Raw genomic sequence first — 17,318 nt, 5'->3', positions numbered from 1 at the left:
GTTAGCCCGCTTTCTTTGCTTACTTTCTTTGCGGCGGCAAAGAAAGTAAGTGCCGCCCCGCACAGGGGCAACGCGAGAAGCAGGCAAACCAAATCGCGGATGCCAACGAAAGCGAAGCCCAAACCAAATCCAAAACCAAAACCAAACCAAACCAAACCAAAAACCAACCAGCAAACCCCATACCACCACTGTAAGCCAATCCACAACAACATGGCAAAACCGCCATTTTGGCGCCATGAATTCGTTGGCCCTAACCAACTAGCATGTCACCCAGGCTGCCACATATCGCTCAGCAAAAAGACCGACACAGCAACCTCTCGTCACGCTCGCGCTACTCCCGGATACCAACATCTCTTATGTGGATCGTCAATCTCGCATTGAAGCGGCCGTACACGTTCATCGTGATGGCCATCCTGATCGTGCTGGCGACGCCATTCGTGCTGTTCACCACGCCCGTCGACGTGCTGCCCGAGATCAACATCCCCGTGGTCAGCATCATCTGGAACTACACGGGGCTGTCGGCCGAAGACATGGCCAACCGCATCACGTCCGTCAACGAACGCAGTCTCACCACCACCGTCAACGACATCGAGCACATCGAGTCGCAATCGCTGGCAGGCATCGCCATCATCAAGCTGTTTCTGCAGCCCAACGCGAATATCCAGACGGCCATTGCACAGACGGTCGCCGTCGAGCAGGCGCAGCTCAAGCAGATGCCGCCCGGCGCGACACCGCCGCTTGTCATCAGCTATTCGGCGTCGAGCATTCCCGTGGTGCAACTCGGTCTCTCTAGCCCGCGTCTGTCCGAACAGGAACTGAACGATACCGCGCTCAACTTCCTGCGCCCGCAACTCGTGACGATTCCAGGCGCGGCGGTGCCGTATCCGTATGGCGGCAAGAGCCGCCTGATTTCCGTCGATCTCGACACGCGCGCGCTGCTCGCCAAAGGGCTGACACCGCTCGACGTGGTCAACGCCGTGAACGCGCAAAACCTGATCCTGCCGACGGGCACCGCAAAAATCGGACCGAAGGAATACACGATCAACATGAACGGCTCGCCGACCACCGTCGCGGGCCTGAACGACATTCCTGTGCGCACCGTCAACGGCGCGACGACCTATCTGAGCGAAGTGGCGCACGTGCGCGACGGCTTTTCGCCGCAAACCAACGTCGTGCGCGAAAACGGCCGGCGCGGTGTGCTGATCTCGATTCTGAAAACCGGCAGCGCGTCGACGCTTTCCATCGTCAACACGCTATATGGTTTGTTGCCGGGCGCGCAGGCCGCGTTGCCGGCCGATCTGAAAGTCACGGCACTGTTCGATCAATCGGTGTTCGTGAAAGCGGCGATTCGCGGCGTGGTCCGCGAGGCCGTGATCGCAGCCGCGCTGACCGCCGCGATGATCCTGCTCTTTCTCGGCAACTGGCGCAGCACCTGCATCATCGCCATTTCGATTCCGCTGTCCATTCTCACTTCGCTGATCGCACTGCACGCGCTCGGGCAGACCATCAACATCATGACGCTCGGCGGCCTCGCGCTCGCGGTCGGTATCCTCGTGGACGACGCGACCGTCACCATCGAGAACATCGAGCGGCATCTGCATATGGGTACGAACCTGCACGATGCGATTCTCGATGGTGCCGGCGAAATCGCTGTGCCTGCGTTGGTGTCCACGCTCTGTATCTGTATCGTGTTCGTGCCGATGTTCTTTCTGACGGGCGTCGCGCGCTATCTGTTCGTGCCGCTCGCGGAAGCGGTGGTGTTCGCGATGCTCGCTTCGTACGTGCTGTCGCGCACGCTGGTGCCGACGCTCGCCATGTTGCTGATGGGCCACGCGCACAAGCGCGATCCGCATGCGCAGCCCAACGTCTTCATGCGCATGTATCACCGTTTCGATCGCGGCTTCGAGACGATGCGCGCGGCGTACATCATGGTGCTCAGCAGTCTGCTGGTGCGGCGCAGGCTGTTCGGCACGCTGTTTCTCGGCTTCTGCGTGGTGTCGTTGGGTCTCGCGTTCGTGCTCGGCGAAGACTTCTTCCCGCGCGTCGATGCAGGCCAGATCCGACTGCATATGCGCGCACCGACAGGCACGCGGATCGAAGAAACGGCACGGCTTGCCGATCAGGTCGAGAAGGTGGTGCGCGAAGTCATTCCATCCGATGAACTCGGCACCGTGCTCGACAATCTCGGCCTGCCATATAGCGGTATCAATCTTTCGTACAGCAATGCAGGGACCATCGGCACGCTCGACGGCGAGATCCTGCTCGCGCTCAACGAAGATCACAAACCGAGCCTCGACTATATCGACCGTTTGCGCGCCTTGTTGACACAGCGTTTTCCCGGCACGGAGTTCTTCTTTCACCCGGCGGACATCGTCACGCAGATTCTCAACTTCGGCTTGCCCGCCGCTGTCGATGTGCAGATTGTCGGCGCGAATCAGGAAGGCAATCTGGATATCGCGCGCAAGCTGCTCAAGCAGATCCGCACGATTCCGGGCGCCGTCGATGCGCACATCCAGCAAAAGCTCGATGAGCCTGTCATCAATCTGCAGATGGACCGCACGCGCCTGCAGCAGTTGAATCTGAACGCGAACAACGTCGCGCAGAACGTGCTGATCTCGCTGTCGGGCAGCACGCAGACCTCGCCGGGATTCTGGTTCAATCCGCGTAACGGCGTCGAGTACAACCTCGCGGTGCAGACGCCGCAATACCAGATCTCATCTGTGGATCAACTGCTGCGCACGCCCGTGTCGGCCACGTCGACAGGCCCGACGCAACTGCTCGGCAACCTCGTGCAGGTTTCGCCGCAGAACCAGTTCGCGATGGTCACGCACTACAACATCCGGCCTGTGATCGACGTGTTTGTCAGCGTGGAAGGCAGCGATCTCGGCAGCGTGGACCGGCAGGTCGAAAAGCTCGTCGATCAGGCACGCGCAACCTTGCCGCGCGGCAGCCAGATCGCCATACGCGGCCAGGTCCAGACCATGCGCACGTCGTACTTCGGCCTCGGCATTGGCGTGGCGATGGCAATCGTGCTGGTCTATCTGCTGATCGTCGTGAACTTCCAGTCGTGGATCGATCCCCTCATCATCATCAGTGCGTTGCCGGCTGCGCTGGCGGGCATCGTGTGGATGCTGTTCCTGACGGGCACGCATCTGAGCGTCCCTGCGCTGACGGGCGCCATCATGACGATGGGCGTCGCGACGGCGAACAGTATCCTGATGGTCTCGTTTGCGCGGCAACGCCTGACGGCAGGCGCGCCGCCGCTCACGGCCGCGCTGGAAGCAGGCGCGAGCCGGATCAGACCGGTGCTGATGACCGCCTTCGCGATGATCATCGGCATGGTGCCGATGGCGCTCGGACTCGGCGAAGGCGCCGAGCAGAACGCCCCGCTCGGACGCGCGGTGATCGGCGGCCTGCTGTTCGCCACGGTTTCGACACTTTTCTTCGTGCCGCTGCTGTTCGCGGGGATTCATAGCCGGCTTGCGCATCGCAAGGCCGGACGTGAACACGGCGACTCACAGCGCGGTGACGCACATGAACGACACGACCGTGACGACAAGCACGGACACAGCCCGAACACGGACGATCGAGATGACTGAAAAAACGCACTCTTCGCTAGCCATCCCCGCGCGTGAGACCCCGGACGGGCACGCGTTGCCGCCACGCCATCGCGAATGGCGGCGCGCGAAGATCGCGGTCGTGATCGTGCTGATCCTGCTGGCCATCGGCGCGTTGCGCACGGTGGTCGCGAACATCCTGCAAAGCCGCTCGGTGGCGCAGACGACGCAACAAAACGCGAAGGAATACGTCAATGTGGTGACGCCGAAGGCGACCGACGGCACGGCAGGCGTGACGGTGTTGCCGGGCACGCTGCGCGGCTATGTGGAATCGCCCATCTTTGCGCGCGCGACGGGGTATCTGCTGCACTGGTACGCCGATATCGGCACCCGCGTTCAGGAAGGGCAGTTGCTCGCCGTGCTCGATACGCCTGAAATCGATCAGGAGCTCGCACAAGCGGTTGCGCAGCACGATCAGATCCAGTCAAGCCTCGGCCTTGCCAAAAGCTCGTATGAGCGCTGGCAGCAACTGCGTCAGCGCGACGCCGTCTCGCAACAGGAACTCGACGAACGGCAAAGCACCTATTCGCAGGATGTCGCCAATCTCGCCGCAGCCGAAGCCAACGTAAAACGGCTGCGTCAGCTGGAAAGCTTCAAGCGCATCGTCGCGCCGTTCGCGGGCGTGGTGACGCAGCGCAATGTCGATGTCGGCGATCTGATCGACGCGGGCAGCGGCACCAGCCGCGCGCTGTTCGCACTCGCGCAGTCGGACCCGCTGCGCGTGTTCGTGCAATTGCCGCAGGCTTACGCGCAGAACATCAAGGTCGGCGAGGACGTGGTCGTCACGCAGGCCGAGTTGCCCGGCCAGCAGTTTCACGGCCAGATCACGCATATTTCCGGCGCTATCGACGTGCCCACGCGTTCGTTGCAGGTCGAAGTGACGCTGCGCAATCCCGATGGCAAGCTGCGGCCAGGCGCGTATGTGCAGGTCGCCTTGCCATCGGGTGCGCGCGCGCAACTGACGGTGCCGGGCAACGCGCTGCTGTTCCGTGCGGAAGGGCCGCGCGTGGCAGTCGTCGATAGCGACGGTGTCGTGCATTTGCGCAAGGTGCAGATTGCGCAAGACCTCGGCCAGACACTCGAAATCGAAAGCGGTGTCGAGCCGAACGACCGCGTGATCATCAATCCGAGCGATTCGATCGAAGACGGCGATCATGTCGTCGTGACGCAGCCGCAGTCGCCGTCTCAAACGCAAGCCCAGGCCAAGGGCAAGGCGGCGTCGTGAGCGCGCTCATTCATACCGCGAGGGCGGGCACACTGGCGCTGGTGGCCACGCTGTGCGCATGCACCGTCGGTCCCGACTACAAGGCGCCGCTGTCGGATGCGCCGCCCACCTGGCGCACGGATTCATACTGGCGTCTCGCCGAGCCTTCGCATGCGCCGCTTGCGCCGGACTGGTGGAAGACTTTCAGCGACGCCACGCTCGATACGCTCGAAACCCAGGCGCTCGCGCAAAACCAGACGCTCGCCGCCGCCAGCGCGCACTACGCGCAAGCGCGCGCCACGCTCGCCAACACGCGTGCGCAGCTGATTCCCGAAGTCGATCTGTCGGCGTCGGCAGCGCGCCAGCGCATTTCGGCAAACCGGCCGCTGACCAACTATTCGACGCCGAGCCAGTCGACGGTGCAGAACGATCTGCAGATCGGCCCGACCATCAATTACGACGTCGATCTGTTCGGCCGCATTCGCCGTCAGGTGGAAGGCGCGCGGGCTTCGGCGGAACAGTCGCGCGACGATCTCGCCAACGCGCGTCTCGTGCTCACCACCGATCTCGCCACCGATTATTTCTCGCTGCGCGAACTCGACGCTGAAATCGACGTGTTGAACCGCTCGGTCGATCTTCAGCAGAAAGCGCTCGACTACGTGACGACGGAACACGATCTCGGCTCGGTGTCGGGCCTCGACGTGTTGCAGCAGAAGTCGCTGCTCGATCAGACGCGCGTGCAGGCGCAACTGCTCGTCACGCAGCGCGAGCAGTTCGCACATGCAATCGCCGCGCTGGTCGCGGTGCCGGCGCCGCAGTTCTCGATCGAGCCGAAGGTGGTCGAGTATCCCGTGCCCGCCATTCCCCTCGGCGTGCCGAGCGATGTGTTGCAGCGGCGGCCCGATATCGCATCGGCGGAACGCGCGATGGCTGCGGCGAACGCGCAGATCGGCGTCGCGAAAGCGGCGTTCTTCCCGAGTCTCACGCTGACGCCGGGCATCGGCTGGCAAAGCACCGATTTCGCCAGCCTGCTGAGCGCGCCGAGCCTGATGTGGTCGCTCGGCACGGCGCTGAGCCAGGTGGTGTTCGACGGCGGCCGCCGTGCGGCCAATGTCGATTTCGCCAGCGAAGGCTACGTGGCCGCGCAGGCCAACTACCGGCAGGCCGTGCTCACCGCGTTCCAGCAGGTACAGGACGGCATCACGGGGCTGTCCGTGCTCGACCGCGCCTCAGCGCAATCGCACGATGCCGTGGCCGATGCGCAGCGCCTGCTGTCGCTCGCCAACGATCGCTACTCGGGCGGTCTCGTCGCCTATCTCGACGTGATCACGGCGCAGCAATCGCTCTTGACCAGCCAGCGCCAGGACGTGCAGATCCACGGCCAGCAGATGACGACGTCCGTCGCGCTGGTGAAGGCGCTGGGCGGCGGCTGGGACGTGCAGCAGGGCAATCAGGCCGATGTGCAGCGCATGCCTGACGGCACGGCGAAAGATGCATCGAACGATACGGGTACGACAGGTGCGCGAGCGCCGAATTGAAATCAGACGGTAAAGGCGGGCTGAACACGTTTGAAAAGCCTACTTATAATGAAGAGGACAATACAAAGGAGCGCCCATGAAGCTGCTCATCGTGGAGGATGAATTCAAGGTCGTCGATTACCTGCGCCGTGGGTTGACGGAGCAGGGCTGGGTTGTCGACGTCGCGCTGGACGGCGAAGAAGGTCTGCATCTCGCGTCCGAGTTCGATTACGACATCATCGTGCTCGACGTGATGCTGCCCAAGCGCGACGGCCTGAGCGTGCTCAAGGCGTTGCGCATGCGCAAGTCCACGCCCGTCATCATGCTGACCGCGCGCGATCACGTGAACGACCGCGTGCGCGGCCTGCGCGAAGGCGCCGACGATTACCTGACCAAGCCGTTCTCGTTTCTCGAACTGGTCGAGCGGCTGCATGCGCTCGCACGGCGCACGCGGGTGCAGGAATCGACCTTGATCTGCGTCGGCGATCTGTATGTGGATCTGATCGGCAGGCGCGCGACGCGCGGCGGCATGCGGCTCGATCTGACCGCGAAAGAATTCCAGTTGCTCAGCGTGCTCGCGCGCCGGCAGGGCGATATCCTGTCGAAAGCGATGATCACGGAACTCGTCTGGGACGTGAACTTCGACAGCCACACCAACGTCGTCGAAACGGCGATCAAGCGGCTGCGCGCGAAGCTCGACGGACCTTTTTCGACCAAACTGCTGCACACCATGCGCGGCATGGGCTATGTGCTCGAAGTGCGAGAGGAAGCGGAGGCAACATGATGCGCCCGACCCGTTCCATCGCGCGGCGTCTTGCGTTGCTGTTCGCGCTCGTCGCGCTTTCGGTTTTTACGCTGGTGGACACGGGGTTGTTCCTCGTGCTGCGCTCGCAACTCGAACAGCGCCTGCGAGATTCGCTCGATAGCCGGACGGAAGTGGCGCGCATCATCGTGCATCACGCGATCAACAAGGACAAATGGCGCATCGCGCAAGAAAAGCTGGGTGACATGACGCCGCGCGACGGCACCAGTTTCTATTCGATTTCGAGCGCGACGCCGCTTTTCAATTACGGGCATCCCGTGTCGGGCATCACTGCGCAACGGTGGCGCGGCGAATACGCACGCATCACCGACAACGGCACGGGTAACGATCTGCTCACGCGCACCTTGACCATTCCGCCGAACGGCGACCGTCCGCAGGTACAACTGCAGGTCGCGACCAGTTACGGGCCGACCGAGCAGGCCTTGCGCGAATTCGGACTTGCGCTCGCGGCGCTGTCGGCTTTGGGGGCGATTGGCGCGTCGCTATTGAGTTACTGGGTCACGCGCATCGGCCTGGCGCCGTTGCGTCGCCTGACGGTCGATGCGACGGCCGTGAGCGCAGACAACCGCTCGCAACGGCTGCGCACCACCGAACTGCCGTTCGAACTGAACGATCTCGCGCATTCGTTCAACGGCGCGCTGGAGCGGCTCGATCAGGCCTACGTGCGCCTCGAATCGTTCAACGCGGACGTCGCGCATGAGTTGCGCACGCCCGTCACCATTCTGATCGGGCAGACGCAGGTGGCGCTGACGCGCAACCGTTCCGTCGACGATCTGCGCCGCACGCTGCAATCGAACCTCGAAGAGTTCGAAAGGATGCGCGGCATCATCAACGACATGCTGTTCCTCGCGCGCGCCGATCAGGGCGAGCGGGCGACGGAACTGGTCGAGGTGTCGCTGGCGGCGGAAGTGGCGCGCACCGTCGAGTTCCTCGAAATGCCGATGGAAGAGGCGCACGTGCAGGCCGAACTGCACGGCGATGCGTTGGCGCGCGTCAACCGTTCGCTGTTCGGGCGTGCGTTCGCGAACCTGCTGATCAATGCGATCCATCATTCGCCGCCCGGCGCGACGATCACGGTGACGATTTCGCGCGAAGCGGGCCGCGTGTGGGTGGCCGTCGCCAATCCCGGCGAGCCGATCATGCGCGACGTGCTCGATCATGTGTTCGACCGTTTTTACCGTGCCGAACTGTCGCGCACCAACAGCCGCGAGAATCACGGGCTGGGGCTGGCCATCGTCAAGGCCGTCGCCGACATGCACGGCGGTGTGGTGTTCGCACGCAGCCTGGACGGCGTGAATACGTTCGGGTTTTCGATCATGAGCGCCGATTCGGCGCGTCCGCCGAAACCGGAGACGGGGCATGCGAAGGACGCCCAGCTGGCGTCGCGGCCGATGGCGTCGGCACCGCTGAAGTCGCCTTGAGCAGGGGATGAATGCACGCCGCACGTTGAAACAGGTAAATTGATCCGCTCCTTGGCCTCTATTCCGGGGAATGACGGTCAAATTGACTGGGTACGCTGGTGTTGTCGCGATTCGCGCGTACCCGCAAGGAGACTTCAGGTGGATCTGATCGAAATGGCCAAGAAATCCGGCATGCAGGTGTTGCTGGACGCGCAGATCGGCAGTCAGATGTATCACAGCGTCTGTGGGCCGCTTGCCTCCTTGCAGCGATTCGCCGATGAGGTCGGCAAGGCGCTGGCCGCCGAGGCGGCGGCGCGCGCGGCTGCCGATACGGCGACGGAAGTCTGAAACGTTGCGTCTGCGCGGATTGTCAGCGAGTCTGGCGCGCCTGTGCGTTTGCGGTGATGCGGGTCGAATTCGCGTCGGTGCGGAACGTGATGGGCTGCTCGTCGGCGGCGAGGCCTGCCGAACGTTGCGCCGCGTCACGCACGACGTGCACGACCTGTTCGTGATGGGGTGACTTGTCGCAGACGGGATCGGCGTTGGCCGCGTCCTGAGTCAGCAGATATGCCTGACAACGGCAGCCGCCCAGATCTTTCTCTTTTTCGTCGCAGCTTCGGCACGGTTCCTTCATCCACGCCAGGCCGCGGAACCGGATGAACGCATCGCTCTCGTGCCAGATCTGCAGTAGCGGCGTGTCCTTTACATTGGGAAACGTGAGGCCCGGCAGCGAGCGCGCCGAATGGCAGGGCAGCGCGGCGCCATCGGGCGCGACGCCCAGAAACACGGAACCCCAACCGTTCATGCAGCGCTTGGGACGCGTTTCGAAGTAATCGGGCACGACGAAGAAGATCTTGCAGCGATTGCCAATCTCCTTTCTGTACCGTTCGACCACGGCTTCCGCTTCGCGCAGTTGTTCCGCCGTGGGCATCAGCTGCGCGCGATTGGTGTGCGCCCAGCCGTAGTATTGCGTGTTCGCCAGTTCCAGATACTCGGCACCCATCGCGAGCGCCATGTCGATGATCTTGTCGACATGCGGCAGGTTGTAGCGATGCAGCACGCAGTTGAGCACCATCGGAAAGCCATGCGCCTTGATCGCGCGCGCGACGCGGTTTTTCAGATCGAAGGTACGCGTGCTGCTGAGAAAGTCGTTGAGTTCCTGAGTCGAGTCCTGAAACGACAGCTGAATATGATCGAGGCCATTGGCCTTCAAGGTGTCGAGCCGCGCCTCCGTCAAGCCGACACCCGATGTGATCAGGTTCGTATAGAAACCAAGCTGACGTGCTTCGGCGACGAGTGCTTCCAGGTCATCGCGCATCAGCGGCTCGCCACCCGAAAAGCCCAGTTGCGCGGCGCCGAGCTTGCGCGCCTGCCGCAGCACGTCGATCCACTGCGCGGTGCTCAATTCATCGCGATGGCGCGTGTAATCGACTGGGTTATAGCAGAACGCGCAATGCAGCGGGCAGCGGTACGTCAGTTCCGCCAGCAGCCACAACGGCGGCCCGACGCTGCTGCGCACGGCCTGTTGCGCGTGCGCCTGTGCGGGTGTCGAGAGGTCGGTCATGCTGTCACTCCAGCCAGCCACGCGAACGCGCGTGATCGACGAAAGCTTCGACTTCGGGTGTGAGGCCCTGTGCGTTGAACGCGGCCTCGAGTTCAGCCACCAGCGTGGGAATATCGCGCGTTCCATCGCAACGCAACAGGATTTGCGCCGCACTTTGATTCAGCTTCACCATGCCTTCGGGATACAGCAGCACGTGCGCGTCCTGCGCCGGTTCCCATTGCAGGCGGAACAGACTGCTCAGTTTCGGGCCGCGTTTGCAGGTGTCGGGCGCGTTGTCTTGAGTGCTCATGCCGGAAACGCCTTTTCGATTGCGTCGAGCATCGTCCAGAGAATGTCGAGCTTGAATTGCAGGATTTCGAGCGCGCGTTCCTGCTGTTCACGCGTGCGAAAATGATCGAGCGTGACGGCAAGGCCATGCTCGACATCGCGCTGCGCGAGCGAGATGCGCGAGCGGAAATACGCGAGGCCCTCCGGCTTGATCCACGGATAGTGCTCGGGCCACGTCGACAGCCGGTCCTTGTGAATCTGCGGCGCGAAGATTTCCGTCAGCGATGAGCACACGGCTTCCTGCCACGGCGCACGGCGCGCGAAGTTCACGTACGCATCGACGGCGAAGCGCACGCCCGGCACCACATGTTCCAGCGACCACAGTTCATCGCGTGAAAGACCGACGGCATCGCCCAGCCGCGCCCATGTTTCGATGCCGCCTTCGTCCTCGCCATAGCCATCGTGATCGAGAATGCGCAGCACCCAGCGGCGGCGCGTTTCACGGTCGGGACAGTTCGAGAGCACGGCCGCATCTTTCAGCGGTATGTTGATCTGATAGTAGAAGCGATTCGCCACCCAGCCGCGAATCTGCTCGCGTGAGCATCCACCGCTGTTCATCTTCACGTTGAACGGGTGATGGATGTGATACGCCTGTCCCTTCGCACGCAATTGCGCTTCGAATCCTTCGCGGGTCCATGCCGGGCCGATGTCGCCTTTCAAACTCATCGATTGCGCCTCCGTGTCAGTGGCTCATGCGTGTGAGATCGTGCAACTTACAGTTCGAACAGCATGCCGTCGTGCGCGACGTCGATCCCATGTTCCGCCAGTGTGCGCCGTTCGGGACCATCGTCGATCAGTATCGGATTGGTGTTGTTGATATGGATTAGCACCTTGCGAGCGTTCGGTCTGTCGAGCGAATCCAGCACGTCGATCATGCCGCCGGGACCCGTTTGCGCAAGATGGCCCATATCGGCAGCCGTTTTCTTCGACAGGCCGAGGGTAATCATTTCGTCGCTGGTCCAGGTCGTGCCGTCGACGAGCAGCAGATCCGCGCTGCGCATCGCATCGCGGATGTGCGGTTCGAGCGCGCCGAGTCCGGGCGCATAGAACACGCGCTTGCCCGAATCCGGCGCGGTGATCAGCAGGCCGATGTTGTCGCCGCGCTGTGGCGCCGCGCGGTGCGGCGAATAAGGTGGCGCCTTGCTCGACAGCGGCAGCGCTTCGATGCGCACGCCTGGCAGGGCGGCTATTTCGAATGGACCAGCGTCGAGCGGGATGGTGTGACGCGCCACGCCGCAGTAATGCGACAGGATCGACACGATGGGAAAGCCGGTCGAAAGGTCCTGCCACACGGCATCGGTCGTATAAAGCGGCAGTGGCGCGCTGTTCTCGCGCAGCATCAGCAGACCCGTGACGTGATCGATCTGCGCGTCCATCAGCAGCACGGCGGTGATGCCCGTATCGCGTGCATGGCGGGCGGGCTGCATGTCAGGGTTCGCAGCGATCTGCGCGAGGATATCGGGCGACGCATTCACCAGCAGCCACGCCACGCCGTCCACGCTCACCGCGATCGACGACTGCGTGCGCCGTCGCGCGTTGATCGTGCCCTTGCGCACGCCGTCGCAATTGCGGCAGTTGCAGTTCCATTGTGGAAAGCCGCCGCCCGCCGAAGAACCCAGCACCTTGATTTTCATCGTTGCTGCTCCGGGATAACGGGGCAAAGCGCGACCGGAAGATACCGATCACATGGAGGGAAACGCGGCCGGACAAAAACAGGAACGGGACTGCCCGACCGGAAATAGCCGGCAAAAACCGGCAACAAACCGAGGCAGCCCCGCTCAGGGGCAAATCATCGAGTCGCGATGTACATCGTGATTTCAAACCCGAAACGCATGTCGATATACCCAGGGGTAGTCCACTGCATAGCCGTCCTCCGTTCACGAGTGAAGAAGCAAACAAGCGGTCCCATTACGGGCGTAGCGTGCGCAGACCTGCGCACCCTATCCGTATCGGCCTACGTTGCTGACGCAACTGTCGTACCAGCCAGTTGGCAGCACCACGGGGAAGGCACGTTGCTTACGCGCCTTACAGTAGCGGAACCGCAGCAAGGTGTTGCGTGAGCCGATGGTCCATTGTGGACGCATTTTGCGTTCCGTGCACGGCAGATAAACGCTGTTTTACCGCTTCTGAACGCCATCGTGAAACGGTGGATGCGATCGGGCCGCGGCTTCATATCATGCACGGCGCGCTGCGGCGTTACTCGAGCGTGCGGATTGAATTGCTGATGCCGCGCGCGCAGTCGATGACAGCCGGTGCGAGTTTCTGGCGCGCGTCCTCGAAGCTCCAGCGGCTGGTGGGCGCTACCACGTGCACGGCGGCAACAGGCCGCCCCTGACTGCCCATCACGGGCGCGGCGATCGACATATCGCCAATGAACAGTTCTTCGCGATTCGTCGCGTAGCCTTGCTGGCGCGCTTCGGCGAGGCGCTCGCTCAAGACGGACAGATCCGTCACCGTGTTCGCGGTGAACGCAACACGGTTCATCTGCGCGAGACGTGCGAGCGCTTCATCGACGGGCAACGCGGCGAGAAACGCGCGTCCGCTGCCCGTGCAATACATGGGGATGCGGCTGCCGATCGGCATGTGGATCGGTACGAACTTGGTCGACACGAAGCGCGACACGTAGACCATGTCGTCGTCGTCGGGTTCGGTCAGGTTGGTGGTCTCGCCCGTGATGTTCGTCAGTTCCGACAGGAACGGATTGGCGACGTCGATCAGGGTGTCGGCGGCCAGATAGTTGAAGCCGATCTGCATCACGCGCGGCGTCAGCTGATAGCGGCGCGTCAACGGATGCTTGCGGATATAGCCGAGCTTTTCGAGCGTATAGACCATGCGCTGCGCCGAGCTCTTCGACATCGACGTGGCTTCCGCCACTTCGGCCAGCGTCATCGTGCGGCGCTTCGCGCTGAACGCGCGCAGCACGTTCAGTCCTTTCTCCACCGACTGGTTGAACAGCAGGTCGGAGCCATTTCCAGCAGTGGAATCGGAAGGCGGATTGTCCATTGGTCGTCTCAAGCTCGAATTCGATAAAGCATCATATCGTATCGCATATCGATACGCAAAAATCTCTTTGCGATTTTTTTGATTCGATTATCATGGTTTGGCGGTCACAAAACGAAATCCGCCAGCGGTCGCACCGACGCGCCGGCTCCTGTCTGGAGATATGCATGGTTACGTTCGCCAAACACGTTTCCCTGTTCGCTGCTGGTCTTGCTGCCTGTTTTGCGCTTTCAACGGGAGCCGCGCGCGCTGCAGAACCCGTCTACAAGGTTGGCGCAACGGCCACGGGTGTGCCGTTCACGTTCCTCGACGTCAAGTCGAATTCGATCCAGGGCATGATGGTCGACGCCATCGATGCTGCCGGCCGCGCGGCCGGCTTCAAGGTCGATGTGCAGCAGAGCGTGTTTTCTGCGCTGATTCCGTCGCTGACCACGCAGAAGATCGACATCATTTCCGCCGCGATGCGCAAGACGCCGGCGCGCCAGCAGATCGTCGATTTCTCCGACACCGTTTATTCGTACGGCGAAGGTCTTGTCGTGAAGGCGGACGACAAAGGCCATTACACGTCGATGGACGACTTCAAGGGCGAGGTGGTCGGCGCGCAGGTCGGCACGGCGTTCGTCGATGCGCTGAACAAGAAGGGCATCTTCAAGGAAGTGCGCACCTACGATTCCGTCGCGGACATCATGCGCGACGTCGCGCTTGGCCGCATCAAGGCGGGCTTCGCCGATCAACCTATCGTCGCGTATCAGTTGCAGCAGGGCGCCAATACACAGGTGCGTCTCGTGCCCGAGTACCAGTCGGCCGTGAAGGGCTCGGTGTGCTTCATCGTGCGCAAGGGCGACACGGCCACGCTCGAGCAGCTGAACTCGGCGATCAAAAAGATGAAGGCTGACGGCACGCTGCAGCAGATCCTGCAGAAGTGGCACATGAGCTAAACACCGCGCGATACCGCTGCATTCGAACCTGTCCGCGCTGCATGCGCGCGGACGATTTGCCAGGCGTGTTGGGAGGCGCGATGTTTTTGCAGAACGCAATCGATTTTCTGCCGATCCTGCTGAAAGGCGCGATCATCACTATCGAGATCACGGCTTGCGCGTTCGTGCTCAGTTCGGTTCTCGGTCTTGTGCTCGCGTTGCTGAAGGTGTCGCGCAACCGCGCGGCATCGACCTTCGGCAGCACTGTGATCAATCTGATCCGCGGGCTGCCCATCATCGTGCAGCTTTTTTATATCTATTTCGTGCTGCCCGACATGGGCGTGCAACTGTCGGCGTTTCAGGCGGGCGTGATCGGTCTGGGCATCGCGTACTCGGCGTATCAGGCAGAAAACTTCCGCGCGGGCATCGAGGCGATCGATCACGGACAGATCGAAGCGGCGCACGCGATCGGCATGCGCGGTCCGCTGATCATGCGGCGCGTGGTGTTGCCGCAGGCGTTCCGGATCGCGCTGCCGCCGTATGGCAATACGCTCGTGATGTTGCTGAAGGATTCGTCGGTGGCTTCGACCATCACGGTGGCCGAGATCACGCGTGCGGGACAACTGATTGCATCGTCGACGTTCCAGAACATGACGGTCTACACGCTCGTCGCGCTGCTCTATCTGGTGCTGAGTCTGCCGTTGATGTTCGGCGTCAACCAGCTTGGCAGGCGACTCGCGGTGAGGAAAAGCCGATGATCGAGATCAATGGAATCCATAAGCGCTTTCACAATCAGGAAGTGCTCAAGGGCGTGAGCCTGAGCGTGAAGGCGGGCGAAGTGGTGTGCCTGATCGGGCCGTCCGGCTCGGGCAAATCGACGGTGCTGCGCTGTATCAACGGCTTCGAAACTTACGATGCGGGCACGATCACAATCGACGGCGTGCGTGTCGATGCGAACGCGAAGAACATCCACGAATTGCGCATGCGCGTGGGCATGGTGTTCCAGCGCTTCAATCTGTTCGCGCATCGCACCGCGCTCGAGAACGTGATGGAAGGCCCGGTGTACGTGCGCCGCACGCCTGTTGGCGAGGCGCGCGAGCAGGCGCGGCAGCTGCTCGACAAGGTGGGCCTGTCGCATCGGATGAATGCGTATCCCGCGGAACTGTCGGGCGGACAGCAGCAGCGCGTGGCGATTGCACGCGCGCTTGCGATGCAGCCGGAAGCCTTGCTGTTCGACGAACCGACTTCCGCGCTCGATCCCGAACTCGTCGGTGAAGTGCTGAACGTGATGCGCTCGCTGGCGCGCGACGGCATGACGATGGTGGTGGTCACGCACGAGATGGCGTTCGCTCGCGAAGTGGCCGACCGCGTGTGCTTCCTGCACAGCGGCACGATCTGCGAAACGGGTCCGGCGCGCGACGTGCTGACCGATCCGCAGCATCCTCGCACACAGGACTTCTTGCGGCGTCTGCTGTCTGCCAGCGACGCTCACGCCACCGCCAACCAGAACTGAACATGACCGAAGTGAAAGAAGGCGCGGCTTTGCCGGCCTCGTTGTGGGCGGCGACGGCGCAGCCTGCAGCGGACACGCCGCCGTTGCGCGAGCCGGTATCCGTCGATGTCGCGATTATCGGCGCGGGTTTTACGGGTTTGTCGACGGCTTTGCATCTGGCCGAACGTGGCGTGAAGGTATGCGTGCTCGACGCGGCCGAGCCGGGCTGGGGCGCATCGGGCCGCAACGGCGGGCAGGTGATTCCGGGCCTGAAGTACGATCCCGACGAACTGGTGCAGCGGTTCGGCGAAACGGCGGGCAACCGGTTGGTCGAGACAGTCGGCGCGGCCGCCGATAACGTCTTCAATCTGATCGACCGGTACGGCATTGCATGCGATGCAGTGCGACGTGGATGGATTCAGCCGGCGCCATCGGCGGCGATGCTCGAGACGGTTACGCGGCGTGCGCGGCAATGGGCGGCGCGGGGCGTCGAAGTGAGTCTGCTCGATGCGGAGCAGGTGTCGCAGCGGCTTGGCACGAAGAGCTATATCGGTGGATGGGTGGATCATCGTGCGGGCAGTATCCAGCCGTTGAGCTATGTGCGCGGCCTGGTGCGCGCGGCGCAGGGCTTAGGTGTGGCGATTCATGGACGCACATCGGTGACGGCGTTATCGCGTGATGCGCGGGGTTGGCGCGTTCAGACGCGAAGCGGGGCGAGTGTCGAAGCGCAGCGTGTGGTGATTGCGACCAATGGCTATACGGGTTCGCTTTGGCCGGGTTTGCGGCAATCGGTGATCGCGGCGAACAGTTTTATTGTCGCGACGCGGCCGTTGGCGCCGGAGGTTGGCCATGCCATTTTGCGCGGAGGCGAGGTGGCTTCGGATTCGCGTCGGTTGTTGCGGTATTTCCGGCGCGACGCGGCGGGGCGGTTATTGATGGGTGGGCGTGGTCCGTTTTCCGAGCCGCGGGCTGAAGGGGATTGGGCGCATCTCGAACGTGCGGTTGAGTTACTGTATCCGCAGTTGAAGGGTGTGGGGTATGAGTATCGGTGGGCCGGGCGTGTGGCGATTACTGCGGACTTTTTGCCTCATGTGCATGAGCCGGCGCCTGGGTTGAGTATTGCACTCGGCTATAACGGGCGGGGGATTGCTATGGGGACTACCGTTGGTAAGTATCTCGCTGCGCGGCTTTGTGATGATGCGAGTGTGCCGTTTCCGTTTGATATCTCTGCAGTTAGAGGGATTCCATTTCATGGGATGCAGAGGTTTTATATTACTGCGGGGGTGGCTTGGTATCGGTTGATGGATGCTGTTTCGTAGTTTTTTGCTTTTGCTTTTTGCTTTTTGTACTTTCGCTGGCGTCCGCGATGTGGTGTTAGTACTTCATGCGTCGCCCCTGTGCGGGGCAGCACCTACTTTTCTTTGCAGCGGCAAAGAAAAGTAGGCAAAAGAAAGCCG

Annotated in this window: 17 protein-coding genes; 10 read left to right on the top strand and 7 right to left on the bottom strand. The window is 62.3% G+C overall.

Annotation, left to right across the window (positions count from 1 at the left end):
- Positions 1–212 (bottom strand): hypothetical protein (locus DK391_RS44710; protein ID WP_162601052.1); only part of this gene is annotated, 212 nt, incomplete at its 3' end.
- A gap of 144 nt (positions 213–356) precedes the next feature.
- Here DK391_RS44710 and DK391_RS40835 point away from each other — a divergent pair.
- The 6 genes from DK391_RS40835 to DK391_RS40810 all read left to right on the top strand — a co-directional run bounded on the left by DK391_RS40835 (position 357) and on the right by DK391_RS40810 (position 8,909).
- Positions 357–3,599, top strand: coding sequence for an efflux RND transporter permease subunit (locus DK391_RS40835; protein ID WP_109483686.1), 3,243 nt, complete (start codon positions 357–359; stop codon positions 3,597–3,599).
- The gene (locus DK391_RS40830; RefSeq protein ID WP_109483685.1) at positions 3,592–4,842 is read left to right on the top strand and encodes an efflux RND transporter periplasmic adaptor subunit; all 1,251 of its coding nucleotides are present in this window, start codon (positions 3,592–3,594) and stop codon (positions 4,840–4,842) included. Before DK391_RS40835 ends, DK391_RS40830 begins: the two co-directional genes overlap by 8 nt.
- Positions 4,839–6,359 (top strand): efflux transporter outer membrane subunit, encoded by a 1,521-nt coding sequence (locus tag DK391_RS40825; protein ID WP_109483684.1) that lies wholly within the window; start codon positions 4,839–4,841, stop codon positions 6,357–6,359. The genes DK391_RS40830 and DK391_RS40825 overlap by 4 nt, the downstream gene beginning before the upstream one ends.
- A gap of 76 nt (positions 6,360–6,435) precedes the next feature.
- Positions 6,436–7,122 carry a heavy metal response regulator transcription factor gene (locus tag DK391_RS40820; protein WP_109483683.1) on the top strand — a complete coding sequence of 229 codons (687 nt, stop codon included), beginning with the start codon at positions 6,436–6,438 and terminating at the stop codon, positions 7,120–7,122.
- The gene (locus DK391_RS40815; RefSeq protein ID WP_109483682.1) at positions 7,119–8,582 is read left to right on the top strand and encodes a heavy metal sensor histidine kinase; all 1,464 of its coding nucleotides are present in this window, start codon (positions 7,119–7,121) and stop codon (positions 8,580–8,582) included. The genes DK391_RS40820 and DK391_RS40815 overlap by 4 nt, the downstream gene beginning before the upstream one ends.
- Positions 8,583–8,720: 138 nt before the next feature.
- Complete coding sequence (locus DK391_RS40810) at positions 8,721–8,909, top strand: hypothetical protein (protein ID WP_109483681.1); 189 nt, start codon at positions 8,721–8,723, stop codon at positions 8,907–8,909.
- A 22-nt stretch (positions 8,910–8,931) separates the two neighbouring features.
- Here DK391_RS40810 and pqqE read toward each other — a convergent pair whose 3' ends face one another.
- The 6 genes from pqqE to DK391_RS40780 form a co-directional block, all read right to left on the bottom strand.
- Positions 8,932–10,125, bottom strand: a complete 1,194-nt coding sequence (gene pqqE, locus DK391_RS40805) for a pyrroloquinoline quinone biosynthesis protein PqqE (protein ID WP_109483680.1) — start codon at positions 10,123–10,125, stop codon at positions 8,932–8,934.
- A 4-nt stretch (positions 10,126–10,129) separates the two neighbouring features.
- The gene (gene pqqD / locus DK391_RS40800; RefSeq protein ID WP_109483679.1) at positions 10,130–10,414 is read right to left on the bottom strand and encodes a pyrroloquinoline quinone biosynthesis peptide chaperone PqqD; all 285 of its coding nucleotides are present in this window, start codon (positions 10,412–10,414) and stop codon (positions 10,130–10,132) included.
- On the bottom strand, positions 10,411–11,118 hold the full coding sequence (gene pqqC, locus DK391_RS40795; protein WP_109483678.1) for a pyrroloquinoline-quinone synthase PqqC: 708 nt from the start codon (positions 11,116–11,118) through the stop codon (positions 10,411–10,413). Before pqqC ends, pqqD begins: the two co-directional genes overlap by 4 nt.
- A gap of 47 nt (positions 11,119–11,165) precedes the next feature.
- Complete coding sequence (gene pqqB / locus DK391_RS40790; RefSeq protein WP_109483677.1) at positions 11,166–12,086, bottom strand: pyrroloquinoline quinone biosynthesis protein PqqB; 921 nt, start codon at positions 12,084–12,086, stop codon at positions 11,166–11,168.
- A 155-nt stretch (positions 12,087–12,241) separates the two neighbouring features.
- Positions 12,242–12,316, bottom strand: a complete 75-nt coding sequence (pqqA, locus tag DK391_RS40785; RefSeq protein WP_109483689.1) for a pyrroloquinoline quinone precursor peptide PqqA — start codon at positions 12,314–12,316, stop codon at positions 12,242–12,244.
- Positions 12,317–12,648: 332 nt separating this feature from the next.
- Entirely contained in the window at positions 12,649–13,455 is an 807-nt protein-coding gene (locus tag DK391_RS40780) for an IclR family transcriptional regulator (RefSeq protein ID WP_109483676.1), read from the bottom strand.
- 164 nt (positions 13,456–13,619) lie between these two features.
- Here DK391_RS40780 and DK391_RS40775 point away from each other — a divergent pair, with 164 nt between their 5' ends.
- From DK391_RS40775 to DK391_RS40760, 4 genes are all read left to right on the top strand, one after another.
- Complete coding sequence (locus tag DK391_RS40775; protein ID WP_109483675.1) at positions 13,620–14,390, top strand: ABC transporter substrate-binding protein; 771 nt, start codon at positions 13,620–13,622, stop codon at positions 14,388–14,390.
- An 80-nt stretch (positions 14,391–14,470) separates the two neighbouring features.
- Complete coding sequence (locus tag DK391_RS40770; protein WP_109483688.1) at positions 14,471–15,127, top strand: amino acid ABC transporter permease; 657 nt, start codon at positions 14,471–14,473, stop codon at positions 15,125–15,127.
- On the top strand, positions 15,124–15,882 hold the full coding sequence (locus DK391_RS40765; protein WP_109483674.1) for an amino acid ABC transporter ATP-binding protein: 759 nt from the start codon (positions 15,124–15,126) through the stop codon (positions 15,880–15,882). Before DK391_RS40770 ends, DK391_RS40765 begins: the two co-directional genes overlap by 4 nt.
- Before the next feature lie 2 nt (positions 15,883–15,884).
- Complete coding sequence (locus tag DK391_RS40760; RefSeq protein ID WP_109483673.1) at positions 15,885–17,180, top strand: FAD-binding oxidoreductase; 1,296 nt, start codon at positions 15,885–15,887, stop codon at positions 17,178–17,180.
- Positions 17,181–17,318 lie beyond the last annotated feature (138 nt).

It is taken from the genome of Paraburkholderia sp. C35 (assembly GCF_003121405.1).
In the GTDB taxonomy this organism is placed as follows: domain Bacteria; phylum Pseudomonadota; class Gammaproteobacteria; order Burkholderiales; family Burkholderiaceae; genus Paraburkholderia.
This window is presented reverse-complemented; position numbering and strand designations above follow the sequence as displayed.

Excerpts from the sequence above, each read along its gene's own strand:
- DK391_RS40835 (WP_109483686.1), top strand. The coding sequence starts at position 357 with ATGTGGATCGTCAATCTCGCATTGAAGCGGCCGTACACGTTCATCGTG.
- DK391_RS40830 (WP_109483685.1), top strand. The coding sequence starts at position 3,592 with ATGACTGAAAAAACGCACTCTTCGCTAGCCATCCCCGCGCGTGAGACC.
- DK391_RS40820 (WP_109483683.1), top strand. The coding sequence starts at position 6,436 with ATGAAGCTGCTCATCGTGGAGGATGAATTCAAGGTCGTCGATTACCTG.
- DK391_RS40815 (WP_109483682.1), top strand. The coding sequence starts at position 7,119 with ATGATGCGCCCGACCCGTTCCATCGCGCGGCGTCTTGCGTTGCTGTTC.
- pqqE (WP_109483680.1), bottom strand. The coding sequence starts at position 10,125 with ATGACCGACCTCTCGACACCCGCACAGGCGCACGCGCAACAGGCCGTG.
- pqqD (WP_109483679.1), bottom strand. The coding sequence starts at position 10,414 with ATGAGCACTCAAGACAACGCGCCCGACACCTGCAAACGCGGCCCGAAA.
- pqqC (WP_109483678.1), bottom strand. The coding sequence starts at position 11,118 with ATGAGTTTGAAAGGCGACATCGGCCCGGCATGGACCCGCGAAGGATTC.
- pqqB (WP_109483677.1), bottom strand. The coding sequence starts at position 12,086 with ATGAAAATCAAGGTGCTGGGTTCTTCGGCGGGCGGCGGCTTTCCACAA.
- DK391_RS40780 (WP_109483676.1), bottom strand. The coding sequence starts at position 13,455 with ATGGACAATCCGCCTTCCGATTCCACTGCTGGAAATGGCTCCGACCTG.
- DK391_RS40775 (WP_109483675.1), top strand. The coding sequence starts at position 13,620 with ATGGTTACGTTCGCCAAACACGTTTCCCTGTTCGCTGCTGGTCTTGCT.
- DK391_RS40770 (WP_109483688.1), top strand. The coding sequence starts at position 14,471 with ATGTTTTTGCAGAACGCAATCGATTTTCTGCCGATCCTGCTGAAAGGC.
- DK391_RS40765 (WP_109483674.1), top strand. The coding sequence starts at position 15,124 with ATGATCGAGATCAATGGAATCCATAAGCGCTTTCACAATCAGGAAGTG.
- DK391_RS40760 (WP_109483673.1), top strand. The coding sequence starts at position 15,885 with ATGACCGAAGTGAAAGAAGGCGCGGCTTTGCCGGCCTCGTTGTGGGCG.